General features: G+C 59.2%; 17 protein-coding genes. 11 read left to right on the forward strand and 6 right to left on the reverse strand.

The window, feature by feature from the left end; all coding sequences use genetic code 11:
- Positions 1 to 31 precede the first annotated feature (31 nt).
- Together VK574_RS20260 and VK574_RS20265 are read left to right on the forward strand one after the other, a co-directional pair.
- Complete coding sequence (locus tag VK574_RS20260) at positions 32 to 610, forward strand: carboxymuconolactone decarboxylase family protein (protein WP_472801689.1); 579 nt, start codon at positions 32 to 34, stop codon at positions 608 to 610.
- A gap of 108 nt (positions 611 to 718) precedes the next feature.
- Complete coding sequence (locus VK574_RS20265; RefSeq protein WP_472801690.1) at positions 719 to 1,279, forward strand: carboxymuconolactone decarboxylase family protein; 561 nt, start codon at positions 719 to 721, stop codon at positions 1,277 to 1,279.
- A 171-nt stretch (positions 1,280 to 1,450) separates the two neighbouring features.
- Here the strand turns inward: VK574_RS20265 and der are convergent, their stop codons facing one another.
- Both der and VK574_RS20275 read right to left on the reverse strand, forming a co-directional pair.
- Complete coding sequence (gene der / locus VK574_RS20270) at positions 1,451 to 2,953, reverse strand: ribosome biogenesis GTPase Der (protein ID WP_472801691.1); 1,503 nt, start codon at positions 2,951 to 2,953, stop codon at positions 1,451 to 1,453.
- A gap of 133 nt (positions 2,954 to 3,086) precedes the next feature.
- Positions 3,087 to 4,403, reverse strand: a complete 1,317-nt coding sequence (locus VK574_RS20275) for a hypothetical protein (RefSeq protein WP_472801692.1) — start codon at positions 4,401 to 4,403, stop codon at positions 3,087 to 3,089.
- A 314-nt stretch (positions 4,404 to 4,717) separates the two neighbouring features.
- Between VK574_RS20275 and VK574_RS20280 the strand changes: the two genes are divergently transcribed.
- From VK574_RS20280 to queD, 4 genes are all read left to right on the forward strand, one after another.
- Positions 4,718 to 6,745, forward strand: a complete 2,028-nt coding sequence (locus tag VK574_RS20280; protein WP_472801693.1) for an ATP-dependent DNA helicase — start codon at positions 4,718 to 4,720, stop codon at positions 6,743 to 6,745.
- A 36-nt stretch (positions 6,746 to 6,781) separates the two neighbouring features.
- Positions 6,782 to 7,414 carry a bifunctional nicotinamidase/pyrazinamidase gene (gene pncA / locus VK574_RS20285; RefSeq protein WP_472801694.1) on the forward strand — a complete coding sequence of 211 codons (633 nt, stop codon included), beginning with the start codon at positions 6,782 to 6,784 and terminating at the stop codon, positions 7,412 to 7,414.
- A gap of 44 nt (positions 7,415 to 7,458) precedes the next feature.
- Entirely contained in the window at positions 7,459 to 7,731 is a 273-nt protein-coding gene (locus VK574_RS20290; RefSeq protein ID WP_472801695.1) for a hypothetical protein, read from the forward strand.
- Positions 7,732 to 7,835: 104 nt separating this feature from the next.
- On the forward strand, positions 7,836 to 8,213 hold the full coding sequence (queD, locus tag VK574_RS20295; protein ID WP_472801696.1) for a 6-carboxytetrahydropterin synthase QueD: 378 nt from the start codon (positions 7,836 to 7,838) through the stop codon (positions 8,211 to 8,213).
- 81 nt (positions 8,214 to 8,294) lie between these two features.
- Here queD and VK574_RS20300 read toward each other — a convergent pair whose 3' ends face one another.
- On the reverse strand, positions 8,295 to 8,876 hold the full coding sequence (locus tag VK574_RS20300) for a DNA-3-methyladenine glycosylase I (RefSeq protein WP_472801697.1): 582 nt from the start codon (positions 8,874 to 8,876) through the stop codon (positions 8,295 to 8,297).
- A 45-nt stretch (positions 8,877 to 8,921) separates the two neighbouring features.
- Positions 8,922 to 9,587 (reverse strand): hypothetical protein, encoded by a 666-nt coding sequence (locus tag VK574_RS20305; RefSeq protein ID WP_472801698.1) that lies wholly within the window; start codon positions 9,585 to 9,587, stop codon positions 8,922 to 8,924.
- A 56-nt stretch (positions 9,588 to 9,643) separates the two neighbouring features.
- Between VK574_RS20305 and VK574_RS20310 the strand changes: the two genes are divergently transcribed.
- The 5 genes from VK574_RS20310 (at position 9,644) to VK574_RS20330 (ending at position 14,581) form a co-directional block, all read left to right on the forward strand.
- Positions 9,644 to 10,987, forward strand: a complete 1,344-nt coding sequence (locus VK574_RS20310; protein WP_472801699.1) for a 3-deoxy-D-manno-octulosonic acid transferase — start codon at positions 9,644 to 9,646, stop codon at positions 10,985 to 10,987.
- Positions 10,984 to 11,991: a tetraacyldisaccharide 4'-kinase gene (gene lpxK, locus VK574_RS20315; protein WP_472801700.1), complete on the forward strand. Its 1,008-nt coding sequence runs from the start codon at positions 10,984 to 10,986 to the stop codon at positions 11,989 to 11,991. Before VK574_RS20310 ends, lpxK begins: the two co-directional genes overlap by 4 nt.
- Positions 11,992 to 12,003: 12 nt before the next feature.
- A complete protein-coding gene (locus tag VK574_RS20320; RefSeq protein WP_472801701.1) occupies positions 12,004 to 13,077 on the forward strand; it encodes a glycosyltransferase family 9 protein in 1,074 nt (357 codons plus the stop codon).
- Positions 13,074 to 13,703: a methyltransferase family protein gene (locus VK574_RS20325; RefSeq protein ID WP_472801702.1), complete on the forward strand. Its 630-nt coding sequence runs from the start codon at positions 13,074 to 13,076 to the stop codon at positions 13,701 to 13,703. The genes VK574_RS20320 and VK574_RS20325 overlap by 4 nt, the downstream gene beginning before the upstream one ends.
- A gap of 98 nt (positions 13,704 to 13,801) precedes the next feature.
- The gene (locus VK574_RS20330; RefSeq protein WP_472801703.1) at positions 13,802 to 14,581 is read left to right on the forward strand and encodes a DUF3108 domain-containing protein; all 780 of its coding nucleotides are present in this window, start codon (positions 13,802 to 13,804) and stop codon (positions 14,579 to 14,581) included.
- Positions 14,582 to 14,692: 111 nt separating this feature from the next.
- Here the strand turns inward: VK574_RS20330 and VK574_RS20335 are convergent, their stop codons facing one another.
- Together VK574_RS20335 and VK574_RS20340 are read right to left on the reverse strand one after the other, a co-directional pair.
- Complete coding sequence (locus tag VK574_RS20335; protein ID WP_472801704.1) at positions 14,693 to 15,019, reverse strand: hypothetical protein; 327 nt, start codon at positions 15,017 to 15,019, stop codon at positions 14,693 to 14,695.
- A gap of 97 nt (positions 15,020 to 15,116) precedes the next feature.
- Positions 15,117 to 16,223 carry a DnaJ domain-containing protein gene (locus tag VK574_RS20340; RefSeq protein ID WP_472801705.1) on the reverse strand — a complete coding sequence of 369 codons (1,107 nt, stop codon included), beginning with the start codon at positions 16,221 to 16,223 and terminating at the stop codon, positions 15,117 to 15,119.
- Between the last annotated feature and the right edge of the window lie 101 nt (positions 16,224 to 16,324).

Genomic DNA, 16,324 nt, shown 5'->3' on the forward strand with positions numbered 1-16,324 from the left:
AACTAAGAACTCAGAACAGGAGTAACTCCCAATGCCCCACATCCCGTTATCCCCTGAACACATCGGCATTCGCGGCGCGATGGCCTTTCGACCCGAAACGGCGCGCCCCCTCAACGACCTCGTCGAAATCCTGCTCACCGGACCAAGCACATTAAGCAAAGGAGAGCGTGAATTGATCGCCACCTACGTCTCGAGCCGCAATTGCACGCACTTCTGCGCCAGCATTCACGGCGCGATCGCCGCAGCCCACCTGGGCGGAGACGAGGCGCTGGTCAAACAGGTGAAAACCGACTTCACGCAGGCCGACATCAGTCTCAAGCTCAAGGCGCTTTTCGTGATCGCCGGCAAGGTCCAGAAGGACGGAAAGCTCGTAACCGCCGCCGACGTTGAAGCCGCTCGTAATCTGGGTGCCACCGATCTGGAAATCCACGACACAGTCCTGATCGCCGCCGCTTTCTGCATGTACAACCGCTACGTCGATGGACTCGGCACCGTCCAGCCCGACGACGAAGCTCTTTACCGCGAACGTGGCCGCATGGTTGCGCGCAACGGATACGTCAACACCAGCAAGGAATACCTCGGCAAAACCGAAGAGGTTCACAGTTCATAGTTCGTAGTTCGCAGGCAATATCTGCAGGATCAGGTCAGATTTCGGCCTGTGCTCTCTCGGGTTGTGAACTAAGAACCAAGAACTCTGAACTCTGAGCTGAGGTCAATCATGCCGCATATCGATCTTCCCGAAGGCTATCCTGGCATCAGCGCCGGATTCATCTATCGTCCCGAGACCGCGAAGCCCATGCGTGAGCTCGCCGATATTCTGCTCCATCAGCCCAACTCGCTCACCGCAGGCGAACGCGAACTGATCGCCACCTATGTCTCATCACGCAACTGTACGACGTTTTGCGTGCTTAGCCATGGTGCCGCGGCGGCAAGTCATCTCAGAGACTCTTCCGTTGTTGAAAAAGTGAAATCGAATTTCCTCGCCGCACCCATAAGCGCCAAACTCAAGGCGCTGCTCACCATCGCCGGAAAAGTTCAGCAGGATGGAAAGCTTGTGACCGAAGGCGACGTGCTCGCTGCGCGTCAGTTGGGCGCAACCGACCTCGAAATTCACGATACGGTCCTGATCGCTGCGGCCTTCTCCATGTACAACCGCTATGTCGACGGACTCGGCACTGTGCAGCCAACCGATCCCGGCATGTACGCGCAGATGGGAAAGCATCTCGCCGAAGAAGGCTACACCAAGCCTTCCATCAGACACCCCGTAGCCGCATCATGAGTCTTGAAGAAACGCAACTGAAGAGTTGCACAGTGCGAGATAGTGCATCAGATCAAGAGAATTGCGAGATATAAGAATCGCGCCGAATGCGATGAGCACTCAGCGCGCAATTCTTCGTCTTCATTACTCCCTACTCCCTAGTCTCTAGCCCCTAGTCCCAATCCCTAGTCCCTAATCCCTGTCTTTAACATTCCTCGCCTTCACCTTGAACCAGATCGGCGTCCCCTTGAATCCAAATGCTTCTCGGATCTGATTCTCCAGGAATCGCTCGAAGGCGAAGTGCAGCTTGATGTTGCGGTCGGTGAACAGCACAAACGTGGGCGGCGCCACCGCAGCCTGCGTCATATAGAAGATGCGGATGCGCTTGGCCATCGGCACTGGCGCGCGCTGGAAGTCGATCTTTTCGAGGAACCTGTTCATCTGCCCGGTCGTCACGCGCTTGCGACGCTCCGCCGCCACAGACTTTACTTCTTTGAGAACGCGCGGCATCCCTTTCACTTCAAGTGCCGAAAGAAAAATTACCGGCGCATAATCGAGATACTTCAACGCCCTGCGTATCTGTTTCTCGAAGATCTCGCGATCTGCTGCGGGCTTTCCGTCTGTGCGTCCTGTCGTCACCGCATCCCATTTGTTCACGATAATGATGACGCTGCGGCCGCTCTCATGTGCGTAGCCACCGATGGTCGCGTCGGCTCCCGTCACACCCTCGGTCGCGTCGATCACCAGCAGCGCAACATCCGCAGCCTCGAGGTGGCGCCGTGCCATCACCACGCTCATCTTTTCGGCCATCAGGTGGGTCTTGCCCTTGCGCCGGATGCCGGCCGTGTCTACGAACCGCAACGTGTCGCCCTCAAACTCAATCGCCTCGTCCACCGCATCGCGCGTCGTGCCGGCAATCGGCGACACGATAGCGCGCGAAGTTCCTGTCAGTGCGTTCAGCAGTGTGGACTTGCCCACGTTAGGCCGTCCAATGATCGCAATCGCCGTTTCCCGCTGCTCAAACTCGCCGTGAGTACGAATCAATCGCGTGTGCGATTCGTCTTTCCCGCCCGGTTCGAGCGGGCCGCCCTCGGATATATCGTTCTCCTCGGCGATTTCCTCCGCGGTCTCCGCCTCAATCTCCGCTTCCGTGGTGGGAATCGCCTCCGAGATGGCGTCCAGCAAATCGCCGATGCCCAGCGCGTGTTCCGCGCTGATGGCGTATACGTTCTTGATCCCAAGCTGGCGGAAATTCTCGGCGGCATAGGCCATCGCTTCGCCCTCGATCTTGTTCACCGCAAGGAACACAGGCTTCTTGCTCCGCCCCAACAGCCGCACCAGGTCGTAATCCGGGCTCGCCAGCTCGGTGCGTGCGTCTACCACCATCACCAGTGCCTGCGCTTCCTTCAGCGCTACCTTCGCCTGGTTGTAAATCTCCGTCGGAATCAGCTCCGGGTCGTCCGGAACGATCCCGCCCGTATCCACCAATCGAAAGCGCCGTCCGGCCCAATCGAATTCACCGTAGATGCGGTCGCGCGTAATCCCTGGCTCGTCGCCGACAATCGAACGCCGGCTCTTCGTCAACCGGTTGAATAGCGTGGACTTGCCCACGTTAGGCCGCCCCACGATGGCCACTAATGGCAGTGCTTCCGCTCCGGGCCGCGCGGGAATTACCGATCTGCGATACGTAGGCAAAGCGTTCTCCCTCGGCCTTTTTTCTCAAATCGGCCTCATCACCATCATCTCCTATGGCGCTCAGATGAGGGGGACCACCTGTCTGTGCCGATCGTGCCCGACTTCGAATTCGTTCGCGAAATGTTCTAGGCGACTAGAACTGGCTGCAGGCCCCGGTCTCGCCGACGCACGACGCTCCAGCGATGCCTGAGGACACGTCAGGGGGGACGTTAGGATTCACAGCGTTGCCATCGAAAAGGAATAGGCCGGAGGGCCCGAATCCCATTCCGTCATCAGTAGTGATCAGCGCCAAACCGGAATTGCCCCATCGAACGAGTTTTCTCGGTTGTCCCGTGAAGGCCGCATTGCTTCCTCCGGAACCCGACGATCGCCATCCGAAATAGGTTCGTTCAATGAACGCGTACGAGTTGAGGTCGTACACCCAAAGCTCATAAAGCAAGACGTCACTACCGCCATCAAAATACGCGGTCGCACAATAATAGCGTTGGAGCGTTCCATCTTCGGTGCAGGCTGCCGAGCCAGGCAGAGGAAACCTACCTAACAATCTGGCGGTCGGAGGATCGTATGCCATGCCGACCGCATTGTCGTAAAGGATGTTCTGCTTTCGATCCATTACCGGTCGCCACGGGGCTGAGTCGCCATTTGAGCTCTCAAAGGTTATCCCCGCAGAAGTGACACTGAGCACCGAGATGCTTCCATTATTGAAGTCATAGCCGCCGTAGAGAACCGAATCGTCGGGCCCCCAGCGAGCCCAGGCGATGGGCGGTCCGCCAGCCATCCAGGCAGGCAGGTTTCCGGGTCTCTGCACATCGTCGTCAAAGATGTAGACACCGTCGTAAGGCGGGTAGATATCCCATAGGCCCACCACGATTGCCGCAGATCGCGGACTGGCCGCGCCGGCGTCAAGGCTGATTACCTGCTGCGGTACGCCTCCCACCAGCGGCGTAGACACCGTGAACTCCTGAGCAAGGCCGGGCAATGAGAATCGCTCCAGCGCGTAATCGCCATCGAGCGTCACCCACAGATGTGCATTATCCAGTGATGCCGACATCATGTAAGGTCCCTGGCCGGTGGGAGTGATTCGGGCGACGCCGGCTGCAATCGGTTCCAGAGAAACGATGCTGTTGGGGTACATCGAATCAGTTGCCGGCATGGACAGATAAAGCAATCCTCGCACCGGATCGGCAAGAATGTCCTTCGCATCAGAAATCTGGAGAACGGTGCGAACATAAGTTGGCGGGGGAGCTGCTGCCACCGTGAAGGTCAGCGAAGAAGACAGTCCACCTCCTGGGCTGGGGTTCTCAACTGTGACTTGCACGATCGCAGCGCTGGCGAGATATGACTGAGGGACAATCGCACTCAGGGCGGTTCCCATGCCGGAAGTCGTCAACGCGACTCCGTTCCACTTGACGACAGCCCCAGATAGAAAATTCGAACCCTGAACGGCCATTGAGATTTGGGCCGTCCCTGCGATTGCCAGTGAGGGAGTCAGGGATTTGATGGTCGGGATGGTCGGTGGAAGTGTACTTCCTCCACCTCCGTTCACGCTTGAGCCGCTGCTCCCACACCCGGAACTGACGATCAGAGTCAACGATGCGAAAAGAAATAATGCGGAGCGACCAAGGCCGTTCATAACGGACCGAACCAATCTGGGGAATCTCGCGAAAAGTATATAACCTCCTTCGGTTTGTGGCTGTGCGAGACGCCACACAGCCATCAATCCGCTGAACCGCGGGTTTCACTATGATGGAGGTACCGCGGCCGATGACCCTTTCCTCCACGCCAACCCGAATCCTGCCCACTCTGCACGAGTTCTTCTCGCCCGGCGGCATCCTCTCTCGTTCGCCGCTTCCCTACGAATACCGCCCCGGACAACTCGAAATGGCTAAGGCAGTCGAGCGCGCCCTCGCCGAGCGTCGCCATCTCATCGTCGAGGCCGGCACCGGCACCGGAAAGACCCTGGCCTACCTGCTTCCCGCCCTACGCACCGGCCAGCGCATCATCGTTTCCACGGGCACAAAGGCCCTGCAGGACCAGCTCTTCTTTCGCGACGTGCCGTTCCTTGAGTCCCTGCTCGGTCCCCTGCAAGTCTGCTACATGAAGGGCCGCGCCAACTACCTCTGCCGCCACAAGCTCGTCACCCTGCGCGATCAACCGATTTTGTCGGGATTGGAAGAGATCGACCAGTATCGCCAGATCGCCGAGTGGGAAAAGACGACCGAAACCGGCGATCGTTCCGAGCTTTCAGAACTGCCAGAATCGAGCGCCCTCTGGCACAAGCTCGACGCCCGCAGCGACGCCTGCCTCGGCACAACCTGCCCTGACTACCGCCGCTGTTTCATCACCGAGATGCGCCGCCGCGCCCTCGAGTCCGACATCATCATCGTCAACCATCACCTGTTCTTCGCCGACCTCGCCGTCAAGCAGCAGGCGTCCGGCGCGCCAGACGTGGGCATCCTTCCCGAGGCCGCCGCGGTGGTATTCGACGAGGCCCATGAGTTGGAAGACATCGCCTCAAGCTACTTCGGGCTCTCGGTTTCAAATATCCGATTTGAAGAACTGGCCCGCGACACCGACGTGCTGCTGCGCGGCAAGTCCGGCGCAGAAAAATTGCCGGCCTCCACGCAGCAACTACGCGACCGCGCGCGCATGTTCTTTTCCAGCCTGCCCAGCAATGGCGACGGCCGCCAGCCCTTCGACAACCGCGAAGAATTCCTCGAAACCTCGGGCGATCTCTATCTTTCGCTGCGCAACACCCTGCGCCTGCTTGAGTCCGAGATGGAACTACTCACCGACATCGACGAAGCCCCCGGCCTGCGCAAACGGGTCGGCCGCCTCCGCAGCGAGCTTGAGTTCCTGCTCGAATCCAATTCCAGCAATATGGTTTACTGGCTCGAGCGCCGCATCGTCGGCGGCATGAACGCGGAAAAGTCCGGCTCTTCCGCTCGCTCGGGCATGCGATCGCAAACCCGGCACACGTTTCTGCAGGCCACGCCCATCGACGTATCGGAGATGCTGCACGAACTGGTTTTCGAGAACATACCCACCGTTGTGCTCACGTCGGCAACCCTCACCGTACAGGGAGGCTTCGAGCACATCCGCAAGCGCTTGGGCATGACGGAAGCGCGCGAGCTCGTCGTACCCTCACATTTTCGTTACGGCGAACAGGCTCTTCTCTACCTGCCGCCCAATATGCCCGACCCGCGCGATCCGGACTTTCCCGAAGCCGCTGCCAACTGTATCCGTCGCGTGCTCGAAATCACCAGGGGCCGCGCCTTCTGTCTCTTCACCAGCTACGCCCAGATGCGCGACCTCTACGAGCGCCTCCTGCCCGTACTCGACTACCCGATCCTGCTTCACGGCACAGCCCCGCGGAAGGCGCTGCTCGAACAGTTCCGCACCACGCCGAATGCCGTCCTCTTCGGCACATCCAGCTTCTGGCAGGGCGTCGACGTGCAGGGTGAAGCGCTCAGTTGCGTCATCATCGACCGGCTTCCCTTCGCCGTTCCCAGCGATCCTGTCGTGCAGGCCCGCATGAAGGCCATTGAAGAAGCCGGCGGCAAGCCCTTCTTCGACTACCAGGTCCCGTCTGCGGTGCTCACGTTGAAGCAAGGCTTCGGCCGCCTCATCCGCTCCCTCGAAGATCGCGGCGTGCTCGTCCTTCTCGACCCCAGAATAAGAAAGCAGCGCTACGGCCAGACGTTTTTAGCAAGCCTGCCACCCTACCGCATGACCGCAACGATCACTGAAGTGGAAAGCTTTTTTGAAGAGAGCAACGCTAGAAAGAACTGAAGCAATGCAGCCAATGGCGCAGGTCATCGAACAGTCATGATGAAGATCACTCCCAGCGATGTCCTCCTAGTCACCGACGTGCAGAACGATTTCTGCCCCGGTGGCGCTCTTGCCGTTAGAGGCGGAAACGCCGTCATCGATCCCATCCATCGCGCCGCGCAGAACTTCCAGCACATTATTCTCACGCAGGACTGGCACACCCCCGACCACAACTCCTTTGCCTCCGTCCATCCCGGCAAAAAGCCCTTCGAGCAGATCGAACTCAGCTACGGACCGCAAACTTTATGGCCCGATCACTGCGTTCAGGGCACCCTCGGAGCAAAATTTCACCCTGAACTCCAGCTCACCCGCGCCGAACTCATCCTGCGCAAAGGCTTCCGCCCTGCAATCGATTCCTATTCCGCCTTTTTTGAAAACGATCGCACCACCGCAACGGGGCTTGCGGGATACTTGCGCGAGCGCGGCCTTACCCGCGTCTTCCTCGCCGGCCTCGCCTACGACTACTGTGTCGGCTACTCCGCTCTCGATGCACGCCGACTCGACCTTCCAGCGGTCATCCTTCGCGACGCCTGCCGCGCCATCGACCTCAACGGCTCCGTCGCCGCCATCGAAAGGGAATTCGTCGCCAGCGGTGTTCAACTAATGAACACCGCCGATCTCTCCCGCTGATCCCACTGCCTGCAGCACGTAAAATCCTCAGTAGGTCCTCTCGCATGTCGCGCAACTTCTACATCCTGGCCGCCGCGCTCGGCTTCTTCGCTCTGCTTGCGGCAGGCATGACGTTCGTCCCGTCGAGCTTTCAACCCGGTTTGCCGGCCAACGGATCTCTGTGGCGCACGGTCGCGCTGCTCATGATGCTCGCCGCCCTCGCCTGCGCCTTGATCGCGGTGATGAGCAACCTCTTCGAGCAGGTCGACCGCCGCAGCGAACATCAGCGTCAGGACGAGCGCCGCAAACGCAGAGATGCGCAGCCGCCGCACGAATGATCATTGATACAAAAGACCTTGCAAGCATCGTGAGATGGCATCGTTGTCAAAAGAACTAAAATGGAGGCAGTCGGGAGATTACCCGCAACAGGACGTGATCGCTGATGTTTGAAGTTACCGTGGAGGGCGGCTTTTCCTCCGGGCACTACCTTCGCAACTATCGTGGCAAATGCGAAAACCCGCACGGGCACAACTACAAGGTGCGCGTGACGCTCTATGGCAAGGAACTGGACGAAGCCGGCCTCCTGCTTGACTTCAAGTTGCTGAAGCAGGTGATGCGCCCCGTCATCGACCGCATCGATCACCAGATGCTCAACGAACTCGAGCCGTTTACAGTGCTCAACCCTTCCGCCGAAAACATCGCGAAGTTTTTCTACGACCAGACCAACGAACAACTCGCCGAAATGACCAAAGGCCGCGTGCGGGTAAAAGACTGCACCATCTGGGAAACGGACACTACCACGGCAACCTACTTCGAGTAGCCTCTCGAAAGCTCTGTCATTCCGATCGAGCGCAGTGAGTGGAGAAACCTGCAGTTGCTTTTCGCGATAACTGCAAACCGTTTATCCCTTGCGCCCGCCGCTCAATTTCGCGCAAACTTTACGCCGAAAGCACTCCACAGCATGGTCGTTGACCAAGCCCGCCGCCTGCATCCACGCATACACAATCACCGGCCCCACAAACTTGAATCCCCGGCGCTTCAGTTCTTTTGAAATCGTGACGGAGAGCGGCGACTCCGCCGGTAAAGGTCCCGAATTCTGAATCGGCTTTCCGCCAACAAACTCCCACACCCACGCGGAAAAATCGATCCCGGCTCTTTGCATTTCAAGAAATATCCGTGCGCCCTGGATAGTGGCCTCGATCTTCGCGCGGGCGCGGATGATCCCTGGGTTCTGCATCAACCGTTCAATATCGGCCTCGTTGAATTTGGCGACCTTCGCCGGATCAAACTGCCGGAATGCTTTTCGGAATTCATCGCGCTTGCGCAGAACAGTGATCCACGCGAGCCCCGCCTGAAACCCTTCCAGCATCAGCAGTTCCCACAGCGCCCTGCTGTCATGCTCCGGTACACCCCACTCTTCATCGTGGTAGGTGCGCAGCAGCGGATCGCTCTCCGCCCATCGGCATCGAAGTTTTTCCTTCATGTCTCCATGCTACGAGGGGGAATCGGGGTACGAGCGGGAATTGCTCTAATTCATCTCTTTCGATTTCGACTTCAGATACGTGTCGAAAGGAATCTCGAAGTAGAACAGTTCGTTTCCGGTTGAGTCGCGCAGTTCGTGCAGGTGCATCTTGGCGCCTTGCAGCGGATGATCCAGCTGCGACACGTCGTAAAACAGAAATCCAGCCCGCGTCGTATGCGGTTCGACCACCAGCGCCTGGTATTCGAATTGGTCGAAGTCTTCCTCGATTGCCTTGTTGCTGGCCTTCGGCTTCGTCTTGATCGGAGGCAGTGGCCCCGGCAAGGGAATCTTCTTGCCCTCGCGCTCTGAGCGCGTCATCAGCCGCTCCACGTCCTCCGGTTCCGCTGCATTGATCTTGTCACCACCCGCGGTGTAGAAGAGGATCCGCGCATCCCGCAAAGAAATTGGCTTGTCGCCGCTGTTGGTAATGATGAGCCGCACCGGCATCACGCCATGAGCCAGGTAGTCGACGCGGAAAATGGATTCCTTTTCCTTGGTGTCGAAAGGCTCAACTGCGATAGCGACATGTTCTTTGTCGTGGACCTCGACCGCCGGATAGGTAGTCGCGGGCTGCACCGGCGGCGCCGTGTGATTGCTGGCCCCTGCCGTCACGGCCAGCCCCATTACAGCCATCCCAACGACCAGAAGCGTCAGCGTGCTGGGGACCCTCATCGCGTTCGACTGTATCATTTGAGGGTTAGACCGGGGGAAGGCGAATTCCGTCTCGCATGGTTCTCTTTTTCTATAACCTCGCGCTCCTGGCGACCCTGGTGGCCAGCGCTCCGTGGTGGCTTTGGCGCATGGCGACCACGCAGAAGTATCGCGAGGGACTGGGCGAGCGACTGGGGCGGGTCCGTGAGCGGCTGCATTCGGTGTACGGCAAACCGGTCATCTGGCTTCACGCTGTTTCCGTTGGCGAGGTGCTGGCGGTCAGCCGCCTGGCGCACGAAATCGATACTGCTTTTCCCGGTTTCCGCCTCTTGATCTCCACCACCACCCGGACCGGCCAGGAGTTGGCGCGCACGCGCTTCGGCGCCGAACGCGTCTTCTATTGCCCGCTCGATTTGCCCTGGGCTGCTCGGGCTTACCTCAAAGCACTCAAGCCGCGGATGCTTATTCTTGCTGAAACGGAGTTCTGGCCCAACCTGCTGAACGGCTGCCTTCGCCGCGACATTCCGGTCGTGGTTGTCAACGCCCGCATCTCCGATCGCTCCTGGCCGCGCTACCAGATGCTGCGCCGCTTGTGGCGCCCGATTCTTGCCCGGCTGACGCGCGTACTCGCGCAAACCGAAGCAGACGCTCAGCGCCTGATCGCTCTTGGTTGTGATCCGGACCGCGTCAGCGTCTCGGGGAATTTGAAGTTCGACGTGCGTGCCGCAAAGCAGGCGGAGGCGACGCGCCTTCTAAAATCTCTCAGAGGTAGCCTGCGCTTTCTTGTTGCCGGCAGCACCCTGGAAGGCGAAGAAGCGGCCCTGCTCGAAGCATGGCCAAAGCTTGTCGCCTCTGGATCCCAGCTTGCCATGGTACTCGCCCCGCGCCATCCGGAGCGCTTTGCAGCGGTGGCTACTCTTCTTCAGAATTCAGGCTTGGCATGGAATAAACGCTCGGACTGGGAAGGGAAGTCAACGGGTGCCATCGCACCGCTCAAACACGGTCAGATTGTTTTGCTCGATACCATCGGTGAACTGGCGTCGGTGTATTCCATCGCGGCCGTCGCCTTCGTGGGAGGCAGCCTCATCTCCGCTGGTGGGCACAACCCCCTTGAGCCTGCGCAATTCGGTGTGCCCGTCGTCATGGGACCGCACTACGCAAATTTCCGCGCCATCACTGACGATCTTCGTGGCCACAATGCCATTCGCATCGCTTCCAAAGAGGATCTGGCGGACTCCATCGCGGCCCTGCTGTCGAATCAGAGCGACGCTCAAGCGTTAGGCGAGCGCGCCCGACATGTCTTCGACCAGCAGGCCGGCGCAACCGGGCGCTCCGTCGTGGCGTTGCGCGAGATTCTTGATCCCTCTTCACATGTAACGCAGATGCAAAGCCACCCAGGGAATGCTGAGGGAGCGGTATGAAACGGCCCTTGATGCTCCCGCTGGTGCCGCTCTACGCCGCTGGTCTCGCGTTGCGCGATCTTCGTCTGACTCGTGGCTGGGAGCCCATCCGGCGCCTGCGTTACCCCGTCATCAGCATCGGCAATCTCTCCACCGGCGGTTCCGGTAAGACGCCACTATCCATTACGCTGGCCCGCCTGCTCTCTGCGCGCGATTTTCATGTCGACGTACTCTCGCGCGGCTACGGCCGCAACAGACGTGAGCCCGACCGGGTCATGCCCGATGGCGCCGCAGACCAATACGGCGATGAGCCGCTGTTGATCGCGCGCGAAGCCGGCGTGCCTGTCTACGTGGCTCCTGAACGATACGATGCCGGCCTGCTCGCCGAAGTGGATGCGAAGCAAGATAATCCCCGGCCGCAGGTTCACATCCTCGACGACGGATTTCAGCATCGGCAACTCCACCGCGACATCGATGTCCTGCTCGTCAATCGCGAAGACTGGCACGACCACCTTTTGCCCGCCGGAAACCTCCGCGAGACGTTGACCGCGATCAGGCGGGCCAGTGCACTCGCCATTCCTTCTGACGATTCCGCATTCGAAGCCGAACTCCGGGACCGGGGATGGACCGGCCCCGTCTGGCGACTCCGCCGCCGCATGGAGATCCCGCAGGTAACGGGGCCTGTCGTCGCCTTCTGCGGCATCGCCCGCCCCGGGCAGTTCTTTGCCGGGCTCGAAGCTGCAGGCGTTAAGATTGCCGACCGCCTCGCATTTCGCGACCATTTCAGCTATCGCAAGGCTGACCTCAACGATCTTTTCGACACTGCGACCTTACCGGGTCGTGGCGTATCCGCGTTCATCACCACCGAAAAGGACCTCATCCGCCTCGGCGATCTGGCTCTTGCCTTCCCGCACGATCTGCCCCTCCTCTCCGCGCGCCTGACTGTCGATATCGAAGAGGAATCGCAAGTGTCCGAATGGCTCGCCGGTAGGCTACGGGCGAACCAAACACTTCAGTCATTGTGAGAAAATCAGAATTTGCAAACCCAGTCCAAGTTTCGCCTGCTCGTGGTCCGTCTCGGCGCCATGGGCGACATTCTCCATGCCCTCCCGGCCGTCACTGCGCTGCGCATCGCCCACCCCGCATGGACGATTGAATGGGTGGTTGAACCATCATGGCGTGCACTGCTCGCAGCAAAACAGAATGCAGGGCGCGATACAGGCAACGACCGTCCAATGCAGCCCCTCGTAGATCGCATCCACATCGCATCGTCAAAACAGTGGCGCAAAACCCCCTTCTCGGGCCAGACGCGCCGCGAAATCAATACTCTTCGTCGTGCTCTCAAAAATGAACGCTACGATGCCGTTCTCGATCTCCAGGGGGCTCTGCGGTCGGCGGTGATAGCCCGGATGGCATCGAGCCCGCGCTGTATCGGTGAATCCCACCCCCGCGAGGCGATCGCCCGCTGGCTCTTTACAGAGCGAATCGATACGCACAGCGCGCACGTCATCGAACAGGATCTCGAACTAGCCTCGGCGGTCGCCGGAGACACTCTTGCTCCTGTGCAACCCTGGCTTCCTGCCGATCCTGAAGCCGAGGCCTGGGCATGCGAACAGCTTCGACCGGGCGAGACCACCGTCCTCATCAACCCCGGCGCGGGATGGGGTGCCAAGCGCTGGCCCGCCGAGCGCTACGCCGAAGTTGCGCGTGCCTTGCTGAATCGTGGAGTCCGCGTCCTGGTCAACGCCGGACCCGGCGAATTGTCTCTCGCCGACTCTATCGTCAAGAAGACCGGAGGCGGCGCCTCTTTTCTCCTTTGCTCCGTCGAACAGCTCATCGCCATCACTCGCCGCATAAGCCTCGCCATCGCCGGCGATACCGGTCCACTTCATCTCGCCTGCGCCCTCGGACGCCCCGTCGTCGGTATCTATGGCCCCACCGATCCGAGCCGCAATGGTCCTTACGGTACGTGCTTCAAAGTGCTCCGTAGTCCCGAGAGCCGCCGCGACCATTCACGCCGCCAGGCCCCGGAAGCCGGTTTGCTCACCATCACGCCGGAAGATGTCCTGAGAGCTGCCGAGGAACTGCTTTATTCTGAGGCGGCGCGATGACTCAGCAAGAACAAGGTCCAAAACTCAAAGGCGCGGAGCGCTGGCAGAAGGTGGCGCGGCGCATCCGGGTGCCTCTCGGATTTCTGACAGCCGCCTTGTATATCTTTGAACTCTGGCGCCGTGTGCCCCGTCCCTCGGCAATCGCCTGGAGCTTGCTCCTTGTGCTGCCGGGGCTTTGGCTCCGCGCTTATGCGTCCGGTTATGTCAAAAAGAACCGGGAACTCACCCAGACCGGGCCTTACGCGTACACGCGCAATCCGCTCTACCTGGGTTCCATTCTCATTGCTGCTGGATTTGCCGTCGCCTTGCTCAGTTGGCCCGTAGCGGCGACGCTCGCAGCCATGTTCTTGATCATTTATGTGCCGGTAATTGCCGCAGAAGAGAGGTTTTTGCGCTCGAATTTCGCCGATTTTGCGGCCTATTGCCAACGGGTTCCGCGTCTTTTCCCTCGGATTTCGCCAGCCCACCCATCCGTCGGCAATACCGAAGTTTCATCCGGCAAGTTCTCTCTTGACCTATATTTAAGACACCGCGAGTACAATGCATCTATAGGGGCCGCCCTGCTTTATCTCTGCCTGCTCTTCCTCCGGCCGGCGCTGGGATTGTTCCTACACATGCCGCAATGAGCTGCATCGCGGCGCAATCAGGGGTTCCACCGGCTGCCGGTTTCATTGCCAATTCCGTCCAATTCACACAGGAGTCGAGTCCAGCGGTGAGAAAGCGCATGATGTTTAGAACAATTTCTTGCGCTCTCGCCTTTGCATCGGTATTGCACGCCCAGCAACCGCCGCCTGCGGCTACGCCGCTCCCGGCGCTCCCCCCACCCCGGCCGGGTTTCAGCTTCCCCCAGAATCAGACACTTACCTACATGGTGGATTGGCGCGTCTTCTCGGCGGGAACCGCCGTTATCCATTTCGAGGCAGCCGGCGACCGTGAGAAGCTCTCCGCCAATGCCGACACCCTCGGCGCAATCAACCTGCTCTTTCACGCCAGCGACCAGTTCCAGTCAACCTTCGATCGAGCCAAGGGGTGCACCTACGAGTTCGACAAGCAGACTGTTGAAGGTCGCCGCAAGATCAACTCCACACTCAAGCTTGACTACACTCAGTCGAAATCCATTCTCGATGAGAAGAATCTAGTGACCGGGAAGGCGAAGCACGTCGAATCTCCGGTTCCGGGCTGCATGACCGATCTGCTTACAGGGGTGTTCTACACCTCGTCGCAGCCGCTCGAGATTGGCCACAATGTGGTGTTGCCGGTCGTCGATGCGATGCACAATGTGCCCGTCACCATGAAGGTGGAAGGCAGGGAACTCATCAAGACAACGCTGGGCACCTTTAAAACAATTCGCGTGCAGCCTACTTCAGATGCCGGCGTGGTCAAGAACCGCGGCAGCATCTGGATCTGGTACACCGATGACGACCGCCACCTGCCCGTCCAGATGCGTGCGCGCCTCTTCTGGGGAACCATCACCTTCCGCCTGACGGGCAATGAGAATAAGTGAGAAGTGCAGTGAAAAAGTGACAATGCGGTGATGAAAGAAGTGAAGAAGTCAAGAATTGAAAAAGACGTCGTTTACTTCTTCACTCATTCACTTCTTCACTCTGTCACTCCTTCACTGCATCCTGAACCGTTCGCGCATCAGCCGTTGCAGGCGTGGCCAGTAGATCAGGTTGAAAGCAAGCTCCTTGTCGGGAAACATCAGCAACGCAGCCTTGCGCGCGTCCGCGACCATCTCCGAGGCCTCTTCCACGCTGAGCGTCAAGTCCTGCGCGATGACCTGCATCACCATGCTCATCATGATCTGCAGGCGGCGAATCTTGCGGCTTTCTTCCTTCAACTCCTCTGCCGATTGGGCGGGTTGCTCGATCGAAGCATCCGAAGCTGAGGGCGAACCTGGGACGGTTTCGTGCGGTTCCCAGACGTTCTCTGGTTGGACCATGCAGCAATTCCTCCTGTGCATTGGATGAAATTGTCGTGCTTGGCGTGCATCTTACCGGCGGTTTTACACCACGCCTCCACACCCGCGGATGGATGAATTACTTGGCCACCACTCGTAACCTCACCGACGCAGGATCCTCTTTCCAGCCCGCAACGCGATCGTTCTTGAAGTACACAATCGACCCGCCGTAACCGAACTCATTGTCTGAGAAGTGGGTTGGCGTCCCTTGCAAGGCAATCACATCGCTTTTTGGCGAACCGATCGCGAATGCCTGCACCCCCGGCACCAATGCTTGATCGGGCCACAATTTCACTCGTATCGGAGTCTTCGGATCAATCTTCCATGCCGCCACACGCCCATCGCGGAAATCGATTTCCGTCCCGTTGTAGAACATTTTTTCTCCCGACGAGGATGTCGGGTTACCGAGAATGGCCAACACCTCAGTCGGCGTCAATCCCGAGGTGATGTATGGCTTTGCCCCGGTCGCAGCGTTCGCTGGCGTCGTGGCCCGTGTTTCCGCTCCCGTCTTCACCGTGGCTTTGGGAACTGGTGCCGGCTCGTTGCCTTGCGTGGGCGCGGCCGGTGGCGCAGCGGTTTCTGCCTGCGATTTATGCAGGTCATCGCTCGCGTTACCCCACAGGCGCACTACGGAGGCGTGAACATCCCGCGATAACTCGGTTTTGAATTCTTCCCAGGGGCGTTGCGTCATTGGATTTGCGGAAAGCAGGAGATCGGTCGAGATCCACAGAAACGCTACCACTGCAATCCCACCAGCTGCGAAGAAAACGCGGGGAAGAACCGTCTTGCTGGACCGTCTCTGGTAGTGTTTCAGAACCCTTCTTACCTCGTCGGGCTCCTCCTCGTCCGTCGATTCGGGCGCAACGAATGTCTCTGCTGCTGGCTCTTCCGGTTTCGGGATGGATTCCCGCTCCTCGGTCACAAACCTGGGCACTTCAACCGCAGCCCCGGAAGCCAGATAGTCGTGCGCCGCGTTGATCTCCTTCAGTTTTTCTTCGGCGGCTCGCCTGAGCTTCTGATCGTTCTGAAATCGATCCGGGTGCCATACCTTCACAAGGGTCCGATAAGCGTCTTCAATTTCTGCCGGGGATGTGTATGGTTCCAATCCAAGCGTCTGCAGGGCTGCACAGCGACCGCACAGGCCGCCAAACGTATCCGCTGGTTTACCGCAGGAGCAGGTGCTCATGAAGGTCGACGAACTCCTCGTCAGTCCCAATTTCCCGGAATGCCGCCATTATAGAGAACTCGAAGATCATTGTGGCGATTGCCCGGATTCCTGATCTTCAT

It is taken from the genome of Occallatibacter sp., from assembly GCF_035317045.1.
Classification (GTDB): domain Bacteria; phylum Acidobacteriota; class Terriglobia; order Terriglobales; family Acidobacteriaceae; genus Telmatobacter.

Coding starts and splice junctions, on each gene's coding strand:
- VK574_RS20260 (WP_472801689.1), top strand. CDS start 32: ATGCCCCACATCCCGTTATCCCCTGAACACATCGGCATTCGCGGCGCG.
- VK574_RS20330 (WP_472801703.1), top strand. CDS start 13,802: ATGATGTTTAGAACAATTTCTTGCGCTCTCGCCTTTGCATCGGTATTG.
- pncA (WP_472801694.1), top strand. CDS start 6,782: ATGATGAAGATCACTCCCAGCGATGTCCTCCTAGTCACCGACGTGCAG.
- VK574_RS20325 (WP_472801702.1), top strand. CDS start 13,074: ATGACTCAGCAAGAACAAGGTCCAAAACTCAAAGGCGCGGAGCGCTGG.
- VK574_RS20310 (WP_472801699.1), top strand. CDS start 9,644: ATGGTTCTCTTTTTCTATAACCTCGCGCTCCTGGCGACCCTGGTGGCC.
- VK574_RS20265 (WP_472801690.1), top strand. CDS start 719: ATGCCGCATATCGATCTTCCCGAAGGCTATCCTGGCATCAGCGCCGGA.
- VK574_RS20335 (WP_472801704.1), bottom strand. CDS start 15,019: ATGGTCCAACCAGAGAACGTCTGGGAACCGCACGAAACCGTCCCAGGT.
- lpxK (WP_472801700.1), top strand. CDS start 10,984: ATGAAACGGCCCTTGATGCTCCCGCTGGTGCCGCTCTACGCCGCTGGT.
- queD (WP_472801696.1), top strand. CDS start 7,836: ATGTTTGAAGTTACCGTGGAGGGCGGCTTTTCCTCCGGGCACTACCTT.
- VK574_RS20300 (WP_472801697.1), bottom strand. CDS start 8,876: ATGAAGGAAAAACTTCGATGCCGATGGGCGGAGAGCGATCCGCTGCTG.
- VK574_RS20290 (WP_472801695.1), top strand. CDS start 7,459: ATGTCGCGCAACTTCTACATCCTGGCCGCCGCGCTCGGCTTCTTCGCT.
- VK574_RS20305 (WP_472801698.1), bottom strand. CDS start 9,587: ATGAGGGTCCCCAGCACGCTGACGCTTCTGGTCGTTGGGATGGCTGTA.
- VK574_RS20340 (WP_472801705.1), bottom strand. CDS start 16,223: ATGAGCACCTGCTCCTGCGGTAAACCAGCGGATACGTTTGGCGGCCTG.
- VK574_RS20275 (WP_472801692.1), bottom strand. CDS start 4,403: ATGGCCGTTCAGGGTTCGAATTTTCTATCTGGGGCTGTCGTCAAGTGG.
- VK574_RS20280 (WP_472801693.1), top strand. CDS start 4,718: ATGACCCTTTCCTCCACGCCAACCCGAATCCTGCCCACTCTGCACGAG.